Origin of the sequence: Streptomyces cathayae (assembly GCF_029760955.1) — a bacterium.
Classification (GTDB): Bacteria; Actinomycetota; Actinomycetes; order Streptomycetales; family Streptomycetaceae; genus Streptomyces; species Streptomyces cathayae.
In genome coordinates this window covers 5,259,003-5,277,869 of sequence record NZ_CP121682.1, presented here as the reverse complement: position 1 = coordinate 5,277,869, position 18,867 = coordinate 5,259,003, and the positions used below count along the sequence as shown (strand labels likewise).

Annotated in this window: 14 protein-coding genes and 2 pseudogenes; 9 read left to right on the top strand and 7 right to left on the bottom strand. The window is 71.4% G+C overall.

The genetic code is table 11. The annotated features are described in order from the left end of the window. Window positions 1-46 precede the first annotated feature (46 nt). Window positions 47-2,641 (top strand): aminopeptidase N, encoded by a 2,595-nt coding sequence (pepN, locus tag PYS65_RS24055; RefSeq protein WP_279336017.1) that lies wholly within the window; start codon window positions 47-49, stop codon window positions 2,639-2,641. A gap of 288 nt (window positions 2,642-2,929) precedes the next feature. On the opposite strand, the gene PYS65_RS24050 is transcribed toward pepN, so the two are convergent. The 4 genes from PYS65_RS24050 to PYS65_RS24035 form a co-directional block, all read right to left on the bottom strand. Next, window positions 2,930-3,154, bottom strand: coding sequence for a hypothetical protein (locus tag PYS65_RS24050; protein ID WP_279336016.1), 225 nt, complete (start codon window positions 3,152-3,154; stop codon window positions 2,930-2,932). Window positions 3,155-3,378: 224 nt separating this feature from the next. Beyond that, complete coding sequence (locus PYS65_RS24045) at window positions 3,379-3,666, bottom strand: hypothetical protein (protein ID WP_279336015.1); 288 nt, start codon at window positions 3,664-3,666, stop codon at window positions 3,379-3,381. A 99-nt stretch (window positions 3,667-3,765) separates the two neighbouring features. Then, window positions 3,766-5,910, bottom strand: coding sequence for a 4-alpha-glucanotransferase (gene malQ / locus PYS65_RS24040; RefSeq protein ID WP_279338053.1), 2,145 nt, complete (start codon window positions 5,908-5,910; stop codon window positions 3,766-3,768). A gap of 93 nt (window positions 5,911-6,003) precedes the next feature. Further along, on the bottom strand, window positions 6,004-6,279 hold the full coding sequence (locus PYS65_RS24035) for a hypothetical protein (RefSeq protein WP_279336014.1): 276 nt from the start codon (window positions 6,277-6,279) through the stop codon (window positions 6,004-6,006). Window positions 6,280-6,577: 298 nt separating this feature from the next. Here PYS65_RS24035 and PYS65_RS24030 point away from each other — a divergent pair, with 298 nt between their 5' ends. The 5 genes from PYS65_RS24030 (at window position 6,578) to PYS65_RS24010 (ending at window position 13,231) form a co-directional block, all read left to right on the top strand. Continuing rightward, window positions 6,578-9,460 (top strand): glycoside hydrolase family 84 protein, encoded by a 2,883-nt coding sequence (locus PYS65_RS24030; RefSeq protein ID WP_279336013.1) that lies wholly within the window; start codon window positions 6,578-6,580, stop codon window positions 9,458-9,460. Window positions 9,461-9,561: 101 nt separating this feature from the next. Then, entirely contained in the window at window positions 9,562-10,095 is a 534-nt protein-coding gene (locus PYS65_RS24025) for a PadR family transcriptional regulator (RefSeq protein ID WP_279336012.1), read from the top strand. A gap of 14 nt (window positions 10,096-10,109) precedes the next feature. Next, window positions 10,110-10,814 (top strand): ABC transporter ATP-binding protein, encoded by a 705-nt coding sequence (locus PYS65_RS24020; RefSeq protein ID WP_279336011.1) that lies wholly within the window; start codon window positions 10,110-10,112, stop codon window positions 10,812-10,814. Further along, window positions 10,811-12,202 (top strand): FtsX-like permease family protein, encoded by a 1,392-nt coding sequence (locus PYS65_RS24015; RefSeq protein ID WP_279336010.1) that lies wholly within the window; start codon window positions 10,811-10,813, stop codon window positions 12,200-12,202. The genes PYS65_RS24020 and PYS65_RS24015 overlap by 4 nt, the downstream gene beginning before the upstream one ends. 261 nt (window positions 12,203-12,463) lie before the next feature. Then, window positions 12,464-13,231 carry a hypothetical protein gene (locus PYS65_RS24010; RefSeq protein ID WP_279336009.1) on the top strand — a complete coding sequence of 256 codons (768 nt, stop codon included), beginning with the start codon at window positions 12,464-12,466 and terminating at the stop codon, window positions 13,229-13,231. A gap of 372 nt (window positions 13,232-13,603) precedes the next feature. Here the strand turns inward: PYS65_RS24010 and PYS65_RS24005 are convergent, their stop codons facing one another. Continuing rightward, on the bottom strand, window positions 13,604-13,777 hold the full coding sequence (locus PYS65_RS24005) for a DUF397 domain-containing protein (RefSeq protein ID WP_279336008.1): 174 nt from the start codon (window positions 13,775-13,777) through the stop codon (window positions 13,604-13,606). 3 nt (window positions 13,778-13,780) lie between these two features. Next, window positions 13,781-14,665 (bottom strand): DUF5753 domain-containing protein, encoded by an 885-nt coding sequence (locus tag PYS65_RS24000; RefSeq protein ID WP_423836116.1) that lies wholly within the window; start codon window positions 14,663-14,665, stop codon window positions 13,781-13,783. A gap of 200 nt (window positions 14,666-14,865) precedes the next feature. Between PYS65_RS24000 and PYS65_RS23995 the strand changes: the two genes are divergently transcribed. The 3 genes and pseudogenes from PYS65_RS23995 to PYS65_RS23985 form a co-directional block, all read left to right on the top strand. Beyond that, a complete protein-coding gene (locus PYS65_RS23995; protein ID WP_279336007.1) occupies window positions 14,866-15,432 on the top strand; it encodes an ATP-binding protein in 567 nt (188 codons plus the stop codon). A 485-nt stretch (window positions 15,433-15,917) separates the two neighbouring features. Continuing rightward, window positions 15,918-17,012, top strand: a pseudogene (locus PYS65_RS23990) (NsdA family TPR-like regulatory protein); the annotation flags it as partial. A 122-nt stretch (window positions 17,013-17,134) separates the two neighbouring features. Next, window positions 17,135-17,506 (top strand): annotated as a pseudogene (locus tag PYS65_RS23985) (tyrosine-type recombinase/integrase); the annotation flags it as partial. 539 nt (window positions 17,507-18,045) lie between these two features. Here the strand turns inward: PYS65_RS23985 and PYS65_RS23980 are convergent. Then, window positions 18,046-18,836 (bottom strand): IS5 family transposase gene (locus tag PYS65_RS23980; protein WP_423836168.1). Its coding sequence is split into 2 segments (ribosomal slippage): window positions 18,046-18,534 and window positions 18,537-18,836, totalling 789 coding nucleotides; the frame shifts between segments, so codons are not numbered across the junction. Between the last annotated feature and the right edge of the window lie 31 nt (window positions 18,837-18,867).

Below are 18,867 nucleotides of genomic sequence, written 5' to 3'. Positions count from 1 at the left end.
CACGTGGAAGGATGACGCAACCCACACATAACGAGGAGATGACCGCGTGCCTGGCACAAACCTGACTCGCGAAGAGGCGCAGCAGCGGGCGAAGCTGCTGACCGTTGACTCGTACGAGATCGACCTCGATCTCTCCGGCGCGCAGGAGGGCGGCACCTACCGGTCCGTGACCACGGTGCGCTTCGACGTCTCCGAGGACGGGGAGGGGGCGCAGTCGTTCATCGACCTGGTGGCTCCCACCGTCCACGAGGTGACCCTCAACGGTGACTCCCTCGACCCCGCCGAGGTGTTCGAGGACTCCAGGATCGCCCTGCCGGGCCTGCTCCCGGGCCGCAACGTCCTGCGGGTGAACGCCGACTGCGCGTACACCAACACCGGTGAGGGCCTGCACCGGTTCGTCGACCCGGTCGACGACCAGGCCTACCTCTACACCCAGTTCGAGGTGCCGGACGCCCGCCGGGTGTTCGCGAGCTTCGAGCAGCCGGACCTCAAGGCGACCTTCCGGTTCACCGTGAAGGCCCCGGAGGGCTGGACCGTCGTCTCCAACTCGCCGACGCCCGAACCCCGGGACAACGTCTGGGAGTTCGAGCCGACGCCGCGGATCTCGACGTACATCACCGCGCTGATCGTCGGCCCGTACCACTCCGTGCACAGCGTGTACGAGAAGGACGGCCAGTCGGTGCCGCTCGGCATCTACTGCCGGCCCTCGCTCGCCGAGTTCCTCGACGCGGACGCCATCTTCGACGTCACGCGGCAGGGCTTCGAGTGGTTCCAGGAGAAGTTCGACTACGCGTACCCCTTCGGGAAGTACGACCAGCTGTTCGTACCGGAGTTCAACGCGGGCGCGATGGAGAACGCCGGCGCGGTGACGATCCGGGACCAGTACGTCTTCCGGTCGAAGGTGACGGACGCCGCCTACGAGGTGCGGGCCGCGACGATCCTGCACGAGCTGGCGCACATGTGGTTCGGCGACCTGGTCACCATGGAGTGGTGGAACGACCTGTGGCTGAACGAGTCGTTCGCCACCTACGCCGAGGCCGCCTGCCAGGCCGACGCACCAGGCTCGAAGTGGCCGCACTCCTGGACCACGTTCGCGAACTCCATGAAGACCTGGGCGTACCGCCAGGACCAACTGCCGTCCACACACCCGATCATGGCCGACATCCGTGACCTGGACGACGTGCTGGTCAACTTCGACGGCATCACGTACGCCAAGGGCGCCTCCGTGCTGAAGCAGCTGGTGGCCTACGTCGGCGAGGACGCGTTCTTCCGCGGCGTGCAGGCGTACTTCAAGCGCCACGCGTACGGCAACACGCGCCTGTCGGACCTGCTGGGCGCCCTGGAGGAGACCTCCGGCCGTGATCTGAGCACCTGGTCGAAGAAGTGGCTCCAGACGGCCGGCATCAACGTGCTGCGCCCGGAGATCGAGACCGACGGCGCGGACGGTACGGGCGTCATCAACTCCTTCGCCATCCGCCAGGAGGCCCCGGCGCTGCCCGCCGGCGCCAAGGGCGAGGCCACCCTGCGTCCGCACCGCATCGCCGTCGGCCTGTACGACCTGGACGAGGCGAGCGGCAAGCTGGTGCGCGGCGACCGGGTCGAGCTGGACGTCGACGGCGAGCTGACCGCCGTACCGCAGCTCGTCGGCAAGGCCCGTCCCGACGTGATCCTGCTCAACGACGACGACCTGTCGTACGCCAAGGTCCGCCTGGACGAGCGGTCGCTGGCCTTCGTCACCGAGCACCTCGGCGACTTCGAGGCGTCCCTGCCGCGCGCGCTGAGCTGGGCGTCGGCCTGGGACATGACCCGGGACGCCGAACTCGCCACCCGCGACTACCTGTCCCTGGTGCTGTCGGGCATCGGCAAGGAGTCGGACATCGGCGTGGTGCAGTCGCTGCACCGCCAGGTGAAGCTGGCGATCGACCTGTACGCCGCGCCGGTCGCCCGCGAGGCCCTGCTCACCCGCTGGACGGAGGCCACGCTGGCCCATCTGCGGGCCGCCGAGGCGGGCAGCGACCACCAGCTGGCGTGGGCGCGCGCGTTCGCCGCGACGGCGAGGACGCCGGAGCAGCTGGACCTCCTGGACAGCCTGCTGGACGGCACGCAGACCGTCGAGGGCCTGGCCGTCGACACGGAGCTGCGCTGGGCGTTCGTGCAGCGGCTCGCGGCGGTGGGCCGGTACGACGAGACCGAGATCACGGGCGAGTACGAGCGTGACAGGACCGCCGCGGGTGAGCGGCACGCCGCCACCGCGCGCGCCGCCCGGCCGACCGAGGAGGCCAAGGCGGAGGCGTGGGCGTCGGTCGTCGAGTCCGACAAGCTGCCGAACGCGCTCCAGGAGGCGGTGATCGCCGGTTTCGTCCAGACCGACCAGCGTGAGCTGCTGGCGCCGTACACGGAGCGGTACTTCGAGGCGCTCAAGGACGTCTGGGAGTCCCGCTCGCACGAGATGGCCCAGCAGATCGCGGTCGGCCTCTACCCGGCGATCCAGGTCACCGGCGAGACCCTGGACCGCACCGACGCCTGGCTCGCCTCGGCCGACCCGAGCCCGGCCCTGCGCCGTCTGGTCTCCGAGTCCCGCGCGGGCGTCGAGCGGGCCCTGCGCGCCCAGGCCGCGGACGCGGCGGCCGAACGGGCGTAGCCCGTAGGGAGACACCTCAGGGGCGCCCGGCACGAGTCACGCCGGGCGCCCCTCGCCGTACGGAGGCCCGTACGAAGGCCCGCCTGCGCAGTGCTCCGACCAGGCGCCTGCGCAGGGCCTCGTCCTCGAACGACGTCGGCGTACCGCCGTGAACGTGCGGCATGGTGCCGGGACACGCGAGCGTCCTCTCGCACAGGCCGAGTGCACGGTGCGAGAGGACGGCCCCGCGGTGGGCAGCGGCGCGGGACGCTGCGTGCGGATGAGCCGTCGGTCCCTCTCCCGGTTTCCCTAGCTACCGTCGCCGGTTGACGCGTTCAGGCCCTGGCCGCCGTCGGCGGACCCGTTCAGGCCCTGGCCCCGGTTCTTCCCGAAGCTGCGCAGCAGCTCCCCGGCGGCGAGCGTCGTGGCCGCCACGGCGCGGGTCCAGCGGGGTCCACCACGCTCCGCCCACACCACACATACGCACCCACCGACGACGAGCGCCAAGATGCCCAGCAGCACCAGAAAAATCATGTTCCCCACCCCTGCGTTCGTTCATGCGGTCCTGGTGATCCTCCCAGACCGGTCGGGCCACTGCCCGTCGTCGCGAACATCGCCTCCGTCTCCCCTCGGGTGTGGTGAGCCGTCCCTTGCGCCGGAACGGTACGCAGCACGAAGGGCGCCGTCCCCGCCGCGTACGGCGGGGACGGCGCCCTCGGAAAGCTGCGGGGACGACCGACCGGGGTCCCGGGCCGGGGTCAGGCCTTGGCGTCGGCCTTGGATTCCGGCTTGATCCTGATGTTGGAGCTGGTCGTGTCCTTCTTCTTGTCCGACCTGTCGAGGACCATCACCAGACCGGTGATGGCCAGGAAGATCGCGATCGGGGCCACGACGTAGAGGCCCAGCGTCTCGACGACGCTCAGGCCCGTGCCGGGGTCGTCCCCGTCGTCACGGGTGAGCGCGAGCGCGGGGGACGTCATGAGCAGCATCATCAGCGTCGTACCGGCTGCCAGGGCGCCGGCGCGCAGGGCGTTCGTCTTGTCCACGGTGCCCAAACTAGCGAACGCCCAGGGGGCCCGCGCGCCCGGGGTGCCGTACGGGGCCCCGGTCGGACCGGATGTGCCCCGGTCCGGCCGGTTCTGTCCTCAGGGACCGCCGCCCGCACCACTCGGTCGGGTGACCTGGGTGGCGGGGGCACCGTGGGCGGCCTGGGTGCGGACGGCGTCGAGCAGCGCGTGCAGCCGCGGGGACGCCGTCAGGTCCTCCAGCGCCATCGGACGGCCCCGCGCGTCGGCGATCGGCAGGCGCCAGTTCGGGTACTGGTCCCAGGTGCCGGGCAGGTTCTGCAGGCGCCGGTCGCCGACGCCGTCGGGGAGCCAGACGCCGATCATCCGGGCGGGGGTGCGCAGCAGATAGCGGTGGACGGCCTGGATCCGCGCCTCCTCCTCGGATTCCGCAGACGCCTCGGACTCCTCGGAGCCGGCGGTACCGCCCGCGCCGTGCAGCAGGCCGAGCCGGGCCAGCAGCTCCAGCCACTCCCCGGTGTCGGCGGCGGCCTCCGCGCGCTCCTCGGCCAGGGGGCGGGTGAGCAGGCCGAGGCCGTCGCGGAGCTCGACGTGCTCGCCGGTGAGGCGGGCCGCGGTGGGCGGCAGGTCGTGGGTGGTGACGGTGGCCAGGCAGTCGGCACGCCAGGCCCCGGGCGGCAGCGGCCGGCGGTCGCCCTCCCAGTCCCGTTCGAACCAGAGCACCGAGGTGCCGAGCACCCCGCGCTCGCGCAGCGCCTCGCGCACCCCGGGCTCCACCGTGCCCAGGTCCTCGCCGATCACCACCGCCCCGGCGCGGGACGCCTCCAGGACGAGGACGGCGAGCATGGCCTCGGCGTCGTGGCGGACGTACGTGCCCTCGGTGGGCGGGTACCCCCGGGGGACCCACCAGAGCCGGAACAGGCCCATCACGTGGTCGATGCGCAGGGCGCCCGCGTACCGGAAGAGGGCCCGGAGCAGGGCGCGGAAGGGCGCGTAACCACAGGTGGCGAGCCGGTCGGGGCGCCAGGGCGGCAGGCCCCAGTCCTGGCCGCGGGCGTTGAAGGCGTCGGGCGGGGCGCCGGCCGACATGCCGGCGGCGAGGGTGTCCTGCTGCGCCCAGGCGTCGGAGCCGCCGGGGTGCACGCCGACCGCGAGGTCGTGGACGATCCCGACCGGCATCCCGGCCTCGCAGGCGGCCCGCTGGGCGGCGGTGAGCTGGGTGTCGGTGAGCCAGGCCAGCCGGGAGTGGAAGTCGACGCGGGCCGTCAGTTCGCGGCGGGCCCGACGGGTCTCGGGTGAGCGCGGGTCGCGCAGGCCGTCCGGCCAGGTGTGCCAGTCGGGGCCGTGCACCTCGGCGAGCGCGCACCAGGTGGCGTGGTCCTCCAGGGCCGGGCCCTGCTCGGCGAGGAAGTCGCGGTAGGCGGCGAGCCGGCCGGGCCCCAGCGGAACCTCGCTCACCAGTTCGAGCGCGGCCTTCTTGGCCTCCCACACGGCGTCCCGGTCGATCAGGGCGCCCTGTTCCAGCACCGCCTCGCGCAACTCCGCGGCGCGTCCGCTCAGGGCCCGCAGCCGGTCTCGGTTCTCGGCGCCCGAGACGTACGCGAACTCGGGGACGTCCTCGATCCGCAGGTGGACCGGGTCGGGGAAACGGCGCGAGGAGGGCCGGTAGGGGGAGGGGTCGGTCGGGGCGCCGTGGACGGCCGCGTGCAGGGGGTTGATCTGGACGAATCCGGCGCCGAGCGTACGGCCCGCCCAGGCGGCCAGTTCACCGAGGTCACCGAGGTCGCCCATGCCCCAGGAGCGGCGGGAGAGCAGCGAGTAGAGCTGGACGAGGAGCCCGTACGAGCGGGCCGGGGGCGCGGGCAGCGCGGCCGGGGCGACGATCAGGTGGGCCTCGGCGGTGCGGCCGTCGGGCGCGGTGGCGGTGACCCGGTGCACGCCGGGCGGGAGGCGCGCGGCCGAGGCGCGGGTCTCGCCCTGCTCGGTGCTCACCAGCAGGCGGGTGCCCTCGGGGAGCGCGGCCAGGGCGGCCGGGAAGCCGGGGCCCCAGGCGACCACGGTGGGCGGCAGCAGCCGCTCGGCCCGCTCCCGCTCACCGGCGGCGAGCGCGTCGCGGACGGCCTCCGGCGTGCTCGCGTCCACGCCGAGCGCGGCCAGGGCGAGGGTGACGGCGGCGGCGGAGGCGGCGACCGTACGGTCCGGGGAGGGGCTGTAGGAGGTGGCGACGCCGTGCAGGGCGGCGAGCAGGGCCAGGTCCTCGGACAGGGGCCCGGCGGGCGGGGGCCCGGACGGAAGCTCGGCGGGCGGCGGCTCGGTCGGTACCTCGGTCTGCGGCTCGGCCGGGCCGGGCGCGGCCACCTAGGGCTCCGGGACGTACTGGGCCGGGAAGGAGTCGAGTCCGGTGGAGTCCATGGCGGCGTCGGACTCACTGGTCAGCGGGGCGGCGTCGGCGAGCGGGGGCTCGCTGGTGAGGGGTTCGGCGTCGGGCAGTGGGGGCTCGCTGGTGAGGGGGACCTCGGCACGGGGCCCCTCCGCGCTGAAGACGCAGGCGTGCAACCCCTCGGGTTCGGCGGACAGCTCCGCCACGGGTTTGGACAGGGCGGGGGACAGGACATAAGCCGGTGCGGCAGCCACAGATGGCCTCCTCGTCGAGAACAGTTGGTCATTGAGCACTGAGCACTGAGCACTGAGGCAAGTCGCTCGGTCGGGTTCCCGCAGCCCCTACCCACAGGACGCGAGACCAGACCCACCCATGCCTACAACGTGCTCCTGCTCACATTCTGTTCCCGTTCCCATGTCTCACACCAGGACAAACCTGTCACAACGGTCTCTCCCGTTGGCAGGCGGGGCGCAGAATGAGAGGCTCCGTGTTCTGCGTGTTCTGCGTGTTCCTCGTGTCTCTCGCTCTGTCTCGTCTCCTCGAGGAGAAGCCTTGCAACTGCGGCCTGGGAAGAGGGCGGCCGCCCTCGCGTTCGCGGTCGTCGCCGGAACCCTGGGCGCAGCGCCCGCCTCCGTGGCGGCGCCGCCCGTTCCCGGGACGACCACGTCCCCCGTACCCGACCGGGCCGAGACGGACCTGGCCGTCTGGCCCCGCCCGCACTCCCTGCGCGCGAACGGCGCCCCGGTCGCGGTGACCGACGAGGTCGCCCTGACCGCCGACGCGACGGCCGACCCCCGCGCCCTCAACGCCCTGCGCGAGCTGCTGCGGGAGGCGGGGGCGCGCCGGTTCACCGCCACCGGCGAACAGGCGCCCGCGGGGGCGCTCGTGGTGCGGGTGGGCGCGCAGCAGCCGACGCGCAACCCCCAACTCTCCCTCCCGTCCGGCGGCTACACGCTGACCGTCGGCGACGGCACCGTCGCCCTCACCGGCGCGGGCGAGGACGGCCTGTTCCACGGCGTCCAGACGCTGCGTCAACTCCTGCGTCCGGACGGCGGCTTCACCGCGGTCGTCGTGCACGACTGGCCGGGCACGGCGGTGCGCGGGATCACCGAGGGTTTCTACGGCACTCCGTGGACGCACGAACAGCGCCTGGCCCAGCTGGACTTCATGGGCCGCACCAAGCAGAACCGGTACCTGTACGCGCCCGGTGACGACCTGTACCGACAGGCCCGCTGGCGCGAGCCGTACCCGGACCGGCGGCGCGCGGAGTTCCGGGAGCTGGCCGAGCGGGCCCGGGACAACCACGTCACGCTCGGCTGGGCGGTGGCGCCCGGCCAGGCCATGTGCTTCGCCTCGGACGACGATCTGCGGGCCCTGACACGCAAGTTGGACGCGATGTGGGCGCTGGGCTTCCGCACCTTCCAACTGCAGTTCCAGGACGTCAGCTACAGCGAGTGGCACTGCCGCGAGGACGCCCGCCGCTTCGGCTCCGGTCCGGAGGCGGCCGCGCGTGCCCAGGCGTACGTGGCGAACGAGGTGGCCCGGCACCTGGCGGAGCGTCATCCCGGTTCCTCCGCAATGTCGTTGATGCCGACCGAGTACTACGAGGACGGGGCGACCGCGTACCGGCGGGCCCTCTCGCACGCTCTGGACGCGGGTGTCGAGGTGGCGTGGACCGGCGTCGGGGTGGTGCCGCGCACCATCTCGGGCGGCGATCTGGCGAAGGCGCGGGAGGCGTTCGGGCGTCCACTGGTGACCATGGACAACTACCCGGTCAACGACTTCGCCCCCGGCCGGATCTTCCTCGGCCCCTACCAGGGCCGGGAACCCGCCGTCGCCGCCGGTTCGGCGGCCCTGCTCGCCAACGCGATGGAGCAGCCCGAGGCGTCCCGCATCCCGCTGTTCACCGCCGCCGACTTCGCCTGGAACCCGCGCGACTACCGCCCCCAGGAGTCCTGGCGGGCCGCGATCGCCGACCTCGCGGGTGGCGACGCCGAACTCGAGAAGTCCCTGTCCGCGCTCGCGGGCAACGACGCGTCCTCGGTGCTCGGCGCCGAGGAATCGGCGTATCTGCGACCGCTGCTGGCGGAGTTCTGGCGCACCCGCGCGACCGCCGGCACGGACGCGGGCCGCGCGGCGGACGACCGGCTGCGCGCGGCCTTCACGGTGCTGCGCGAGCTGCCCGAGCGCCTGGCCAACACCCCGCGCTCCGCCGCCCTCGCCATCGAAGTCGCCCCCTGGAGCGGCCAGTTGTCCCGCTACGGCGAGGCCGGCGGTACCGCGCTGGAGATGCTGCGGGCGCAGGAGTCCGGCGACGCGGGTGCCGCCTGGACCGCGTACCGGAAGCTGGCCGAGCAGCGGGCCGGGCTGAAGTCGGCCCGGGTGACGGTCGGCAAGGGCGTCCTCGACCCGTTCCTGGACCGGGCGCGGGACGCGTACGAGGACTGGGCCGGCATCGACCGCAGTCCGACCGCCGGGTCCGGCGGCCGGACGGAGGACGGCGTGCTACACCTGCCGCGGGTCCGCGACCTGAGCACGGTGACGGTACTGGCCGAGCCCGGCACCACGGGGACGGCCGAGATCCACGTACCGGGCGCGGGCTGGCGCCGCCTCGGCCCGCTCTCCCCGTCCGGCGCCACCGAGTTGCGGGCGGACGGCCCGGCCGGCGCCGTGCGGATCACCGGCGCGGACGACTCCCGGGTGCGGCACCTCGTGCCGTGGTTCACGGACGCGCCCGCCGCCACGCTGAAGCTGCCGGACGCCCCCGCGGACACCGACATCGGCGGCACCCGGCGGCTGACGGCCACCCTCGGCTCGCTGCGCCCCGAGGAGGTGCGCGGCAAGCTGACCGTCGAGGCGCCGAAGGGCGTGAAGGTACGGGTTCCGAAGGAGACCCTGACCGTCCCGCGCGGCACGTCCGTCCAGGTTCCGGTCGAGGTGACGGTGGAGCCGGGGACTCCGACCCGGTCGTACGAGGTCCGGCTCGGCTTCGGCGGGGCGGCCCACACGCTCACGGTGAACGCCGTCCCCCGCACCGCCGGCCCCGACCTGGCCCGCACCGGCCGGGCGAGCTCCTCGGCCGACGAGACGCCCGACTTCCCGGCGTCGGCGGCCAACGACGGTGATCCCGAGACCCGTTGGTCGTCCCCGGCCGAGGACGACGCCTGGTGGCAGGTCGAACTGGAACAACCGGTGCGGCTCGGGAAGGTCGCGCTGCACTGGCAGGACGCGCACCCGTCGGCGTACCGCGTCGAGGTCTCGGCGGACGGCCACAGCTGGCGCACGGCGGCCGAGGTGCCGGACAGCGGCGGCGGCCGCGAGACCGTGCGCATGGACGAACCCGACGTGCGCCACGTCCGCGTCCAGGGCGAGACCCGCGCCACCCGGTACGGCTACTCCCTGTGGTCGGTGGAGGCCTACGCGGTCGCGGACTGAGCCGACGGCTCCGCCGCCCGGCCGACCAGCCGGCCGGGCGGCGGAGCTTTTTCATGCCCCGCTATTCACTCAGTACATATACCGGGTGCATACTGATCTCCATGAGCACCCGTCACATCCTGCTGGGGCTGCTCGCCTCGGGGCCGAGCCATGGCTACGACCTCAAGCGACGCCACGACGAACGGTTCCCCGAAGCCCGCCCGCTGGCCTACGGCCAGGTCTACACGACCCTGCAACGCCTGGTCCGCGATGGTCTCGCCGAGATCGACGGCACCGCCTCCGACGGCGGTCCGGAGCGGACGGCGTACCGCACGACGGACGAGGGGACGCGTGAACTGGCCCGCTGGGCCGGGGAGATCGCCCCGCCCGCGCCCTTCGTGACCAACGAGATCTTCGCCAAGGTCGTGGTGTCGATCCTGTCCGGCGGCGACCCGGCCGCGTATCTGCACGCCCAACGCGCCGCCCACATGCGGCGGATGCGGGAACTCACCGCGGTGAAGTCCGCGGGCGGCGCCGGCCCGGCGACCGTGCTCTCGGCGGACTACGCCCTCAACCACCTGGATGCCGACCTCCGTTGGATGACCACCACGGCGGCCCGGCTCACCACCCTGACCGCGGAGGTCGACGCGACGTGAACAACCTGAGCACCATGAGCGAAGGGGACGACCAGCCGCCGACCGAGCCACTGCTCGCGGCCCGCGGCCTGGCCAAGGCACACGGCAGGACGCAGGCCCTGCGCGGCGCCTCCGTCGAACTGCACACCGGCGAGATCCTCGCGGTGACCGGGGCCAGCGGCAGCGGCAAGTCGACGCTGCTGCACTGCCTCGCCGGGATCGTCCGCCCCGACGCCGGCTCGGTGACGTATGCGGGGCTGCGGCTGGAGGAGCTGCCGGAGAAGCGGCTGAGCGAGCTGCGCCGCACCGACTTCGGGGTGGTGTTCCAGTTCGGGCAGCTCGTACCGGAGCTGACCGCGCTCGACAACGTGGCGCTGCCGTTGATGCTGGCCGGCACCGACCGGGCGGGGGCGCGGGAGCGGGCCGGGGAGTGGCTGGAGCGGTTCGGGGTGCACGGGCAGGGGGACCTGCGGCCGGGCGAGATGAGCGGCGGGCAGGCCCAACGGGCGGCGCTGGCACGGGCCCTGGTCACCGGCCCGAAGGTGGTCTTCGCCGACGAGCCGACCGGTGCCCTGGACTCGCTCGCGGGCGAACAGGTGATGACGGCCCTGGCGCACACGGCCCGCGAGGCGGGCACGGCGGTCCTCCTGATCACGCACGACGCCCAGGTGGCCGCGTACGCGGACCGCGAGGTACAGCTGCGCGACGGAACCGTGACCTCGCTGGAGGTGAGCGCGTGAGCACCTCGCTCTCCACCCCTTCCGCCCCCTCCCTCCGCTCCGATCTCCGCCTGGCCTGGCAGCTCACCCGCGGGTCCGACCGGCGGGAGTGGTGGCGCATCCTGCTCACCGCGGCCGGTGCCGCGCTCGCCACCGGATGCGCACTCGCCGCCGGCGTCCTGCTGTCGCTGAGGGACCGCTACTATCGCGTACCCGTCGCCGAGGGCCTGCTCGACGAGCCCGGAACGCGTGCCGGGGTGATCTTCGGCCTGCTGCTCCTGCTGATTCCGGTGCTCGGATTCCTCGGGCAGTGTGCCCGCGTCGGGGCCGTGCACCGGGACCGGCGGCTGGCCGGACTGCGGCTGGCCGGGGCGACGCCCTGGCAGGTGCGGCGGGTCGCAGCCCTGGAGACCGGACTCGCCTGCCTGCTCGGTTCGGCGGTGGCGACCGTCTTCTCGGTGCTGCTCCTGCTGCGCCTGTGGGCCCGGCCGACCGCGCTCGCCTGGGTGGCGGTGGCCCTGATCGCCGTGGCCGTGCCCGTGCTGGGCGCGGTGGCGAGCGTGCTGGCGCTGCGCCGGGTGGTGGCCTCGCCCCTGGGCTGGGTGCGCCGCGAGACGGGTGTCCGTTCGTCCCGCAGACCGGGGAGGCTGTTCCTGGGTTCGGCGATCCTGGTGGCGGCGGTGGGCGTGCTGACCGCGATGTCCGACCGCGCACCGGCCGGCAGGGTGAACTGGCAGTTCCCGGTGACGATGTTCGCCGCGCTGCTCACGGTCGGCGCGGGCTCGGTGTGGCTGGCCGGGGCCTCCTCCCGGCTGATGGGGCGGGTCCTCGCGGGCCGGGCCCGGTCGGCGGCCGTACTGATCGCGGCGGAACGACTGCGCGCCGACCCGTGGGCGGCGTCCCGCACACATGCGGCCATGCTGCTGGTGACGGTCGTCGGCACCGGGTTCATGGGAGTGCGTCACGCGTTCCTCGCCGTACTGCACCGCGACCAAGTGACCCTGGGCGAGTCCCTGTCGTACTACACGACGGGCCTGGACCTGACCGCCGCGGCGATCTGCGTGGCCCTGCTGATCACGTTGACCGGCCTCGCCGTCGGCACCGCCGAGTCCCTGGCCACTCGCCGACGGGGCCTGTCCGCGCAGGTCGCGGCCGGTGTGCCGCGCTCGGTACTGAACCGGGCGCTGCTCCTGGAGTCCGCGCTCCCCCTGGCACCGTCCCTGCTCCTGGCGGGCCTGGGCGGCATGGCGGTCGGTATCGCCTACGGCACCCTGACAGCCATCCCGTCCTTCCCCTGGGCCGCCCTGCTGATCCCCCCGGCGGCCTACACGGCCTGCCTCCTGGCCTCGGCGACGGCCCTCCCCCTCCTCCACCGCTCGACCCACCCGACCGAACTGCGCCACGCCTGACCGGCACACGGCCGGCCTCGGAGGAACGGGGGTCCCCCGAGGCCGGCCCCACCAACACCCAGGCCGGCGACGCGGTGAACTCCGCCCAGACCGAACAGGTGCCGGTGGCCTGACGTACGGGGTCTTCGCTCAGGCGGCGTTGGGGATTGCCTGATGCCCCATTGTGATGCGCGGGTGTACAACCCCGTGTGGATGCCGGCTGTCTGTAAGGCGCTGGAGGGATGAGCCTTCGGTGCCTTCCGTACGGAGATCGGGGATCAGGTGGGGAAGCAGGTCTGGAGAGTCGTCGTGGCCGGTGGTGCGGCGGCGGTGTTCACGGCCGTGGCCGCGGTGCCGGCCGGGGCGGCCGAGGGTGGGGTCTCGTTCACCCGTGTCCAGGTGAACGGCGGCAAGCCGATTGTGATCGGGGTGTCGAAGGAGGTCGCGGCGCCCGCCTCCTTCCGGATGACGACCACGCACAAGTGGAAGTGGGCGCCTGCGGTGTTCCTGTACCGGAGTGGTTCGGGTGACCGGCTGTGGCACGCCATCGAGACGAGCGACTGCATCAGGGTGAGCACGAGCGTCTGCGACTTCAACGAGACGATGTACTTCGACCCGAGCCTGTGGGACATGTACAACAGCGAGGCCGGGGCCTGGAAGGTCGGGGCCGAGGTGCACTTCAAGGGCGGCGGTGGTGACACCGACGACAAGGGGCTGACGGTCCACGTCAAGCGCAACTCCCGCCTGACCGTCAACGCCTCGCCCGAACCGGTGTCCAAGGGCGGGACCATCACCGTGACCGGAAAGGTCACGCGGGCCAACTGGGAGACCAGGAAGTACGCCTCCTACGGAGGCCGCCTGGTGAGCCTGCAGTTCAAGCCTGCCGGCACCGCCTCCTACACCACGGTGAAGAAGGTGTACGCGAACGGCTCGGGTGCTCTCAGGACGACCGTGAAGGCCTCCAAGACGGGTACGTGGCGCTGGGTGTACCACGGCAACACCACCACCGGGCCGTCGACGTCGTCCGGGGACCACGTCGTGGTGAAGTGACGTCCGCGGTGCCGGCGGGCCGGCGGGGGCCGAGCCGGCGGTAACGGCTGCGACGGTCAAGGCGTCGGGTCCGCCGCGATCACGGCGGACCCGACACCTTGCGCCCTGGCCGACCGCGAGCGGCCGCGCCCGGCCCTCAGTGCAACGTGAGCCGGCGCGCCGTGCGGACCATGAGGCCGGTCAGCGCTCTGGTGGGCGAGGCCGGATCTCGATGAGGCGACGACGACCACGGTCTTCAAGGCCGTCCCCGGCAGGCCACGTCGGCCAGGGACCCGTTCAAGCTCGCAACTCGGAAACGGATACCGTGACGATCGCGCTGTGTAAAAGGCCCCGGAGCGAGTCCGCGCACCGCCGCAGCGGACCCTTGAGCACTCAGTCCAGCGACGCGGTGAACTCCGCCCAGGTGGCCGCGGTGAGGCGAAGTATCGGACCGCTGGGATCTTTGGAGTCGCGCACAGCCACGACGTGGGGGGTACCGAGGGCGACCTCCACACATTCGCCAGAGGTATTGCTGTAGCTGGACTTCACGAAGTCGAATTCGGGCACTGGTCACATCTCCTGTCGGATGGCGTCGATGAGCCGTACGGAGTCACGCGGAGCGAGGCTCCGCCGGGCTGTTCGGTCGAAGAGGTCGCCGTACTCGCTGCTCGCCGCCTCGTTCTCCACCCACACACTGGAAGCGATGGTGTCGGCCTGGACCACGTCCACCGCCTCGGTCTCCTGGAACGACAGGATGGTGAACGGGGCCGTGATGCACGGGTGTCCTCCTGCGTGGAACGGAAGGACTTGAAGCCGGACGTTCCCCAGTTCAGCCACCTCCAGAAGGCGTTCCAGCTGACCGCGCATCGTCGAGGAGCCACCGATCAACTGCCGCAGCGCCGCCTCCCATACGACGGCGTACACGTCGAGCGCACGCTCCCCCACCAGACGGTCCTGCCTGCGCATCCGGATGTCCACGATCCGCTCGATCTCCGCAGGATCCTCCCAGGAACCAACCCCTTCGCTGACCGCCAACGACCGTGCGTACTCGGGCGTCTGGAACAGTCCCGGCACCAACGAGAGCTGCCAGGTACGGACACGGCTCGCGGCGTCCTCCATGGCGATGTACTCGGTCAGCGCACCGGGGTGCGGTGAGTCCTGCCACCACCCCTTCGCCTTGCGCCTCTCCCGGTCCAGCCTGGCGAGTTCCAGCAACTGGGCCAGCGCCTTCCGGTCCGTCAGGCCATAGAACTCACACAGCGCACGGATGTCCGGATCACGCATCGGCACCCAACCGCGTTCCATTTTGACGATCTTGGAGTTGGTGGCGCTGATGACCTCAGCAGCCTGTTGCTGAGTCCTGGCCGCCGCATCCCGCAGTCGGAGGAGTTCATCACCAAGCCTGCGGCCCAGGACAGTTGACGTCCGGTTACCGAGTTGCGCAGTTCGAGTCACCCCCACATGGTGCCGGACTCAACTCGACACAGAGAATCATGGAGACAATTATCTCTGAACGATTTGCACCCAGACCAATGGATCGCTACGTTCGGTGCCCAGCCGTTTACTCTGCGGCCCCATAGTCGGCGGAAGTGCACCGCCCTGCCCCTGCGCAGGCGCGGCAGAGACACCGTCGCCCGCACCAGGAGGCGCGTCCCGTGCCCGCACCCGAATCCTGCGCCACACCCGGCCCCGGATCCCCGTCCGAACCGGTCGTCCACGAGGACCTCCTCGACTACACCCCCACCCAGCGCAGCGTCCCGCTCGCCCGGCGCAGAGCGGCGCGGCTCGTCACCGAATGGGGGCAGCCGGAACTGGCCGGGGACGTCGCCCTCGTCGTCTCGGAGCTGATGACCAACGCCCTGTTGCACGGCAGCGTCCCCGGCCGGCTCATCCGCATACGCCTCACTCTCGACACGCACGCCCTGCGGGTCGAAGTGAGTGACCCGCGCGGTGAACGACTGCCGAGCCCGCGCCCGGCCGAGAGCGCCACCGACCAGTTCGGACGCGGCCTCCTTCTGGTCGGCGCACTGACCACACGGTGGGGCTGGGAGCCGCGGATCGTAGGCAAGACGGTGTATGCCGAGTGGGACGCCCCCAAGCCCTGCCGACTCCCACGGGGGCGGGAGAAAGCGCGTGAGCGGGACCGACAGGACGGACCCAGCCAACTCATCACCCCTGCCCGCCACACCGGCCAGTCCCGGGCTTCGGAGAGCCGCCGGTAACGGTGGGGCGATACGGTCAGTTCAACTGAAGGCGTCCGGAATCGGGGTTATCTCGCGTGAGACAACCCCGATAGGCGAGTTGAGCAGTACGGTCAGGTGGATGGCACCCCGCCGGGCGATGCAGGAGATCCCCGCGATCCCGACGCCGCGGAGCCGGAGACGGGTACCTTGCCGAAAATCGTGAGCAGTCGGCGGGCATGTGTCACTCAAGCGCTCAAACGAGCGGCATCAGGACAGCAGGGGCCAAAGTGCTCACGACTTTGGGACGGTGTGACTTCCCCGAGGCGCGGACGCGCGCCCGGCATCGCCCACGTCGAGACCGCCGCCCCACCGACCGGTCGCGGAACACCGCCCGCCCGCCAGCAGCACCGGCCCCACCCCACGACGCCACCTTCAGATCCCCTGCACCACCCGCAGGAACACCCTCGCCAGGTGCTTGACCTGGGGCTTTCAGCGGCGCCGGAGCGCGGTTCCCGGAAAGCGGTCCACTTCCGCGCGATCACTCCTCAGCGGCTGCGGATACCGTGGAAGGGGTGATCGACCTGGGGAGGCTGGATATGGACCCGTCCCGCCGCAGCGTCCTGGGGGCCGGCCTGTTCTCCGTGGCCCTCACCATTCCCGGCTGGCCCGATGTGGTGGGGCGCGCCGATGCCCTCCAGTCAGGCCGCACGACACGCATCGGCATGAACGAAGTGGACATGGTCGTCGCCATGACCGAGCGCGTCTCGCAACTGGACGACGAGTTCGGCGGCCGTCACGCACGCCCCATGGCGGCCTCGTTCATGGTCAACACCGTGGCCTCCTCCCTGCGCGCCGACGCGCCCGAGGACGTACGCAAGGCAATGCTGTCCGCCGCCTCGGACCTGCTCTACCTGACCGGCTACATGGCCGTGGACGAAGGGCTGCACGGTCTCGCCCAGCGCTACTACGTCAAGGCCCTGGAGCTGGCGGGAGCGGCCGAGGATCACCTGACGTACTGCACCACCCTGCGCGGGATGAGCGTCCAGGCCGTCGACCTCCGCCACGGGACGAAGGCCAGGGAGCTGGCCGACGCCGCTTCCGCCGCCTCCCCGAAGGCCGGCCCCCGGATGCTGGCCTTCCTTCTCGGGCAGCAGGCGCATGCCGCCGCGCAGACCGGTGACCGCAGGGGCGCGCTGCGCTGCATCCGGGAGGCCGAGGCCGCCATGGACCGCGCCGAGTCACGCGGCAAGGCATTCGGATCGTACAACCCCTCTTCACTCAACTACCACGTCAGCCAAGTACGTTACGAACTCGGCGACAAGGCCGGCGCCGTCGAAGCCATGCAACGAGCGGACCGGCTCCGCCCCAGCGTGTACCAGTGCACGCGAGTGCACCGACGCGGCCTGCTGGCAGAGCGGCAGCTGGAACTCGGCCACCTGGAAGCGGCCTGCACCACCTGGCACCAGTCCCTCGACGACTACCCCAAGGTGCAGTCCGGCCGCGCCGACGACCGTATAAAGGCGATGTTCGGTCTCCTGCGGCCTCATCTGAAAAACGCGGCGGCCCGCGACCTGTACGACCGAGCACGGACGATCACGCCACCGTCGCTGGTCACCTGATCCCCGTCGCGCCTTCAGGCTCAGCTACAGAAAGCCAGCCACGACGGCTGATGCGTCGAGCGATCAACCGCCACGTGCGTTTCCACCAACTCCACGCGACCTCAAGCCCCTCAGCTCCCCGCAAGCAGCAGCACTCGCGAGGAGCTGAGGGCACCGCGTGGCAGCACAGCGGGCACGTGTTCACCACAGCGCAGGACAGACTGATCGACCCGGCCAACCTCACCCGCACCTTCACCACGCTCCTCCGCAAGGCCGGCCTCCGCCGCATCCGCTTCCACGACATCCGACACTCGACCGCCACGTTGCTGCTGGAACAGGGCGTCGAACTCGTCGTGACCAAGGAGCTCCTCGGCCACGCTCACATCGGCGTCACCGCCGGCGTCTACGCCCACGTCCGACTCCGCCTCCAACGCCAGGCCATCAATACCCTCGGCAGCATCCTCGGCACGACCGACGACCCGGACGACCCGCCCACCGCAGCCGTCGTCCGCTGACATTGCCGTCACCGTTGCCGTCAAACGCCCTGGAGGCCCGGTCGGAATCTCCTCCGTCCGGGCCTCCAGGCTTTTGCGTAAGCAGAGCGCTATGCATGTTCCATTCGACTGATCCATCGCTGACATACGTCAACGGTGATCGGCTCGAATAGTTCAGGACTCGACACCTCGAAGAGGAGTTGAGTCAGAATCTCAACGTCCACTTCGTCGATCTCGACACGCTCCAACATGTGAATCGCCCCAGCCCATCGCGGCAATTGGAGAACGTCTAGTTCTCCGGAGGTGCATCGCTGCAGAACCTCTCTTACCGCATCACGATCCAAGCGTACAGACGGCCCCTCGTGTCGATCGCATCGGTTAGCGGCGTCGATCAGGCCATCCAGCGATGATTCCCAGCCAAGCAGGCCGATCAGAGCCTGGAAAGTATCCGATCCCATGGACCTCATCCTCACTTGAACTTGATGTGGGCAATGCTGCCATCAGGAAGGAAGGTCGTCTTGTAAGCCAACTCCGTGACTCCTTCAGAGCTCGTAACACGATCATGATCGGGCCTTCTTGAGACGTCTCCAGCAGATCAGGCTGCAGGCCAGGGAGACGAAGGCATCGTGGAGTTCGGTGCGGCGTTCCCAGCGGACCGCGAGGCGCTTGAACTGGTGGAGCAGGGCGAAGGTCTGCTCCACCACGTACCGGAGCTTGCCCAGGCCCTTGATGTCGGGGGCGCCCTTGCGGGAGATGACCGGCAGGATCCGCCGCTTGCGCAGCTCTTCGCGGTTCGGGTTGGAGTCGTAGCCCTTGTCGCCGAGCAGGGCTTCGGGACGGCGGCGCGGACGGCCGGGGCGGCCGGCGACGGGCGGGATGCCGTCGACCAGGGCGAGGGTCTGGGTGACGTCGTTGACGTTGGCCGCAGTCGTGATGACCTTGAGCGGGGTGCCGCAGCCGTCGCAGATCAGGTGATGTTTGCTGCCCGTCTTGCGCCGATCGACCGGCGACGGACCGGTGTCGGCACCCCCTTTTTCGCGCGGATGTGGGAGCCGTCCACACACACGCGAGACCAGTCGAGTGCGCCGACCGCGTTCAGTTCGGCCAGCAGGATGCGGTGCAGCTGGTCGAAGACGCCGGCCTTCTGCCAGCGGTCCAGGCGCCGCCAGCAGGTCTGCCCGGAGCCGAACCCCAGCTCAGGGGGCAGCAGTTGCCAGGCTATGCCGTTGTGGAGGACATAGAAGATGCCCTGCAGGCAGAGCCGGTCCGGCACCGGGCGCGGCCCCGGTGCCTTCTCCGGCCAGGGCGGCAGCAACGGTTCGATCAGTGCCCACAAGTCGTCGTCCACGATCCACGGCCGGGCACTCACACCCTCCCGAACG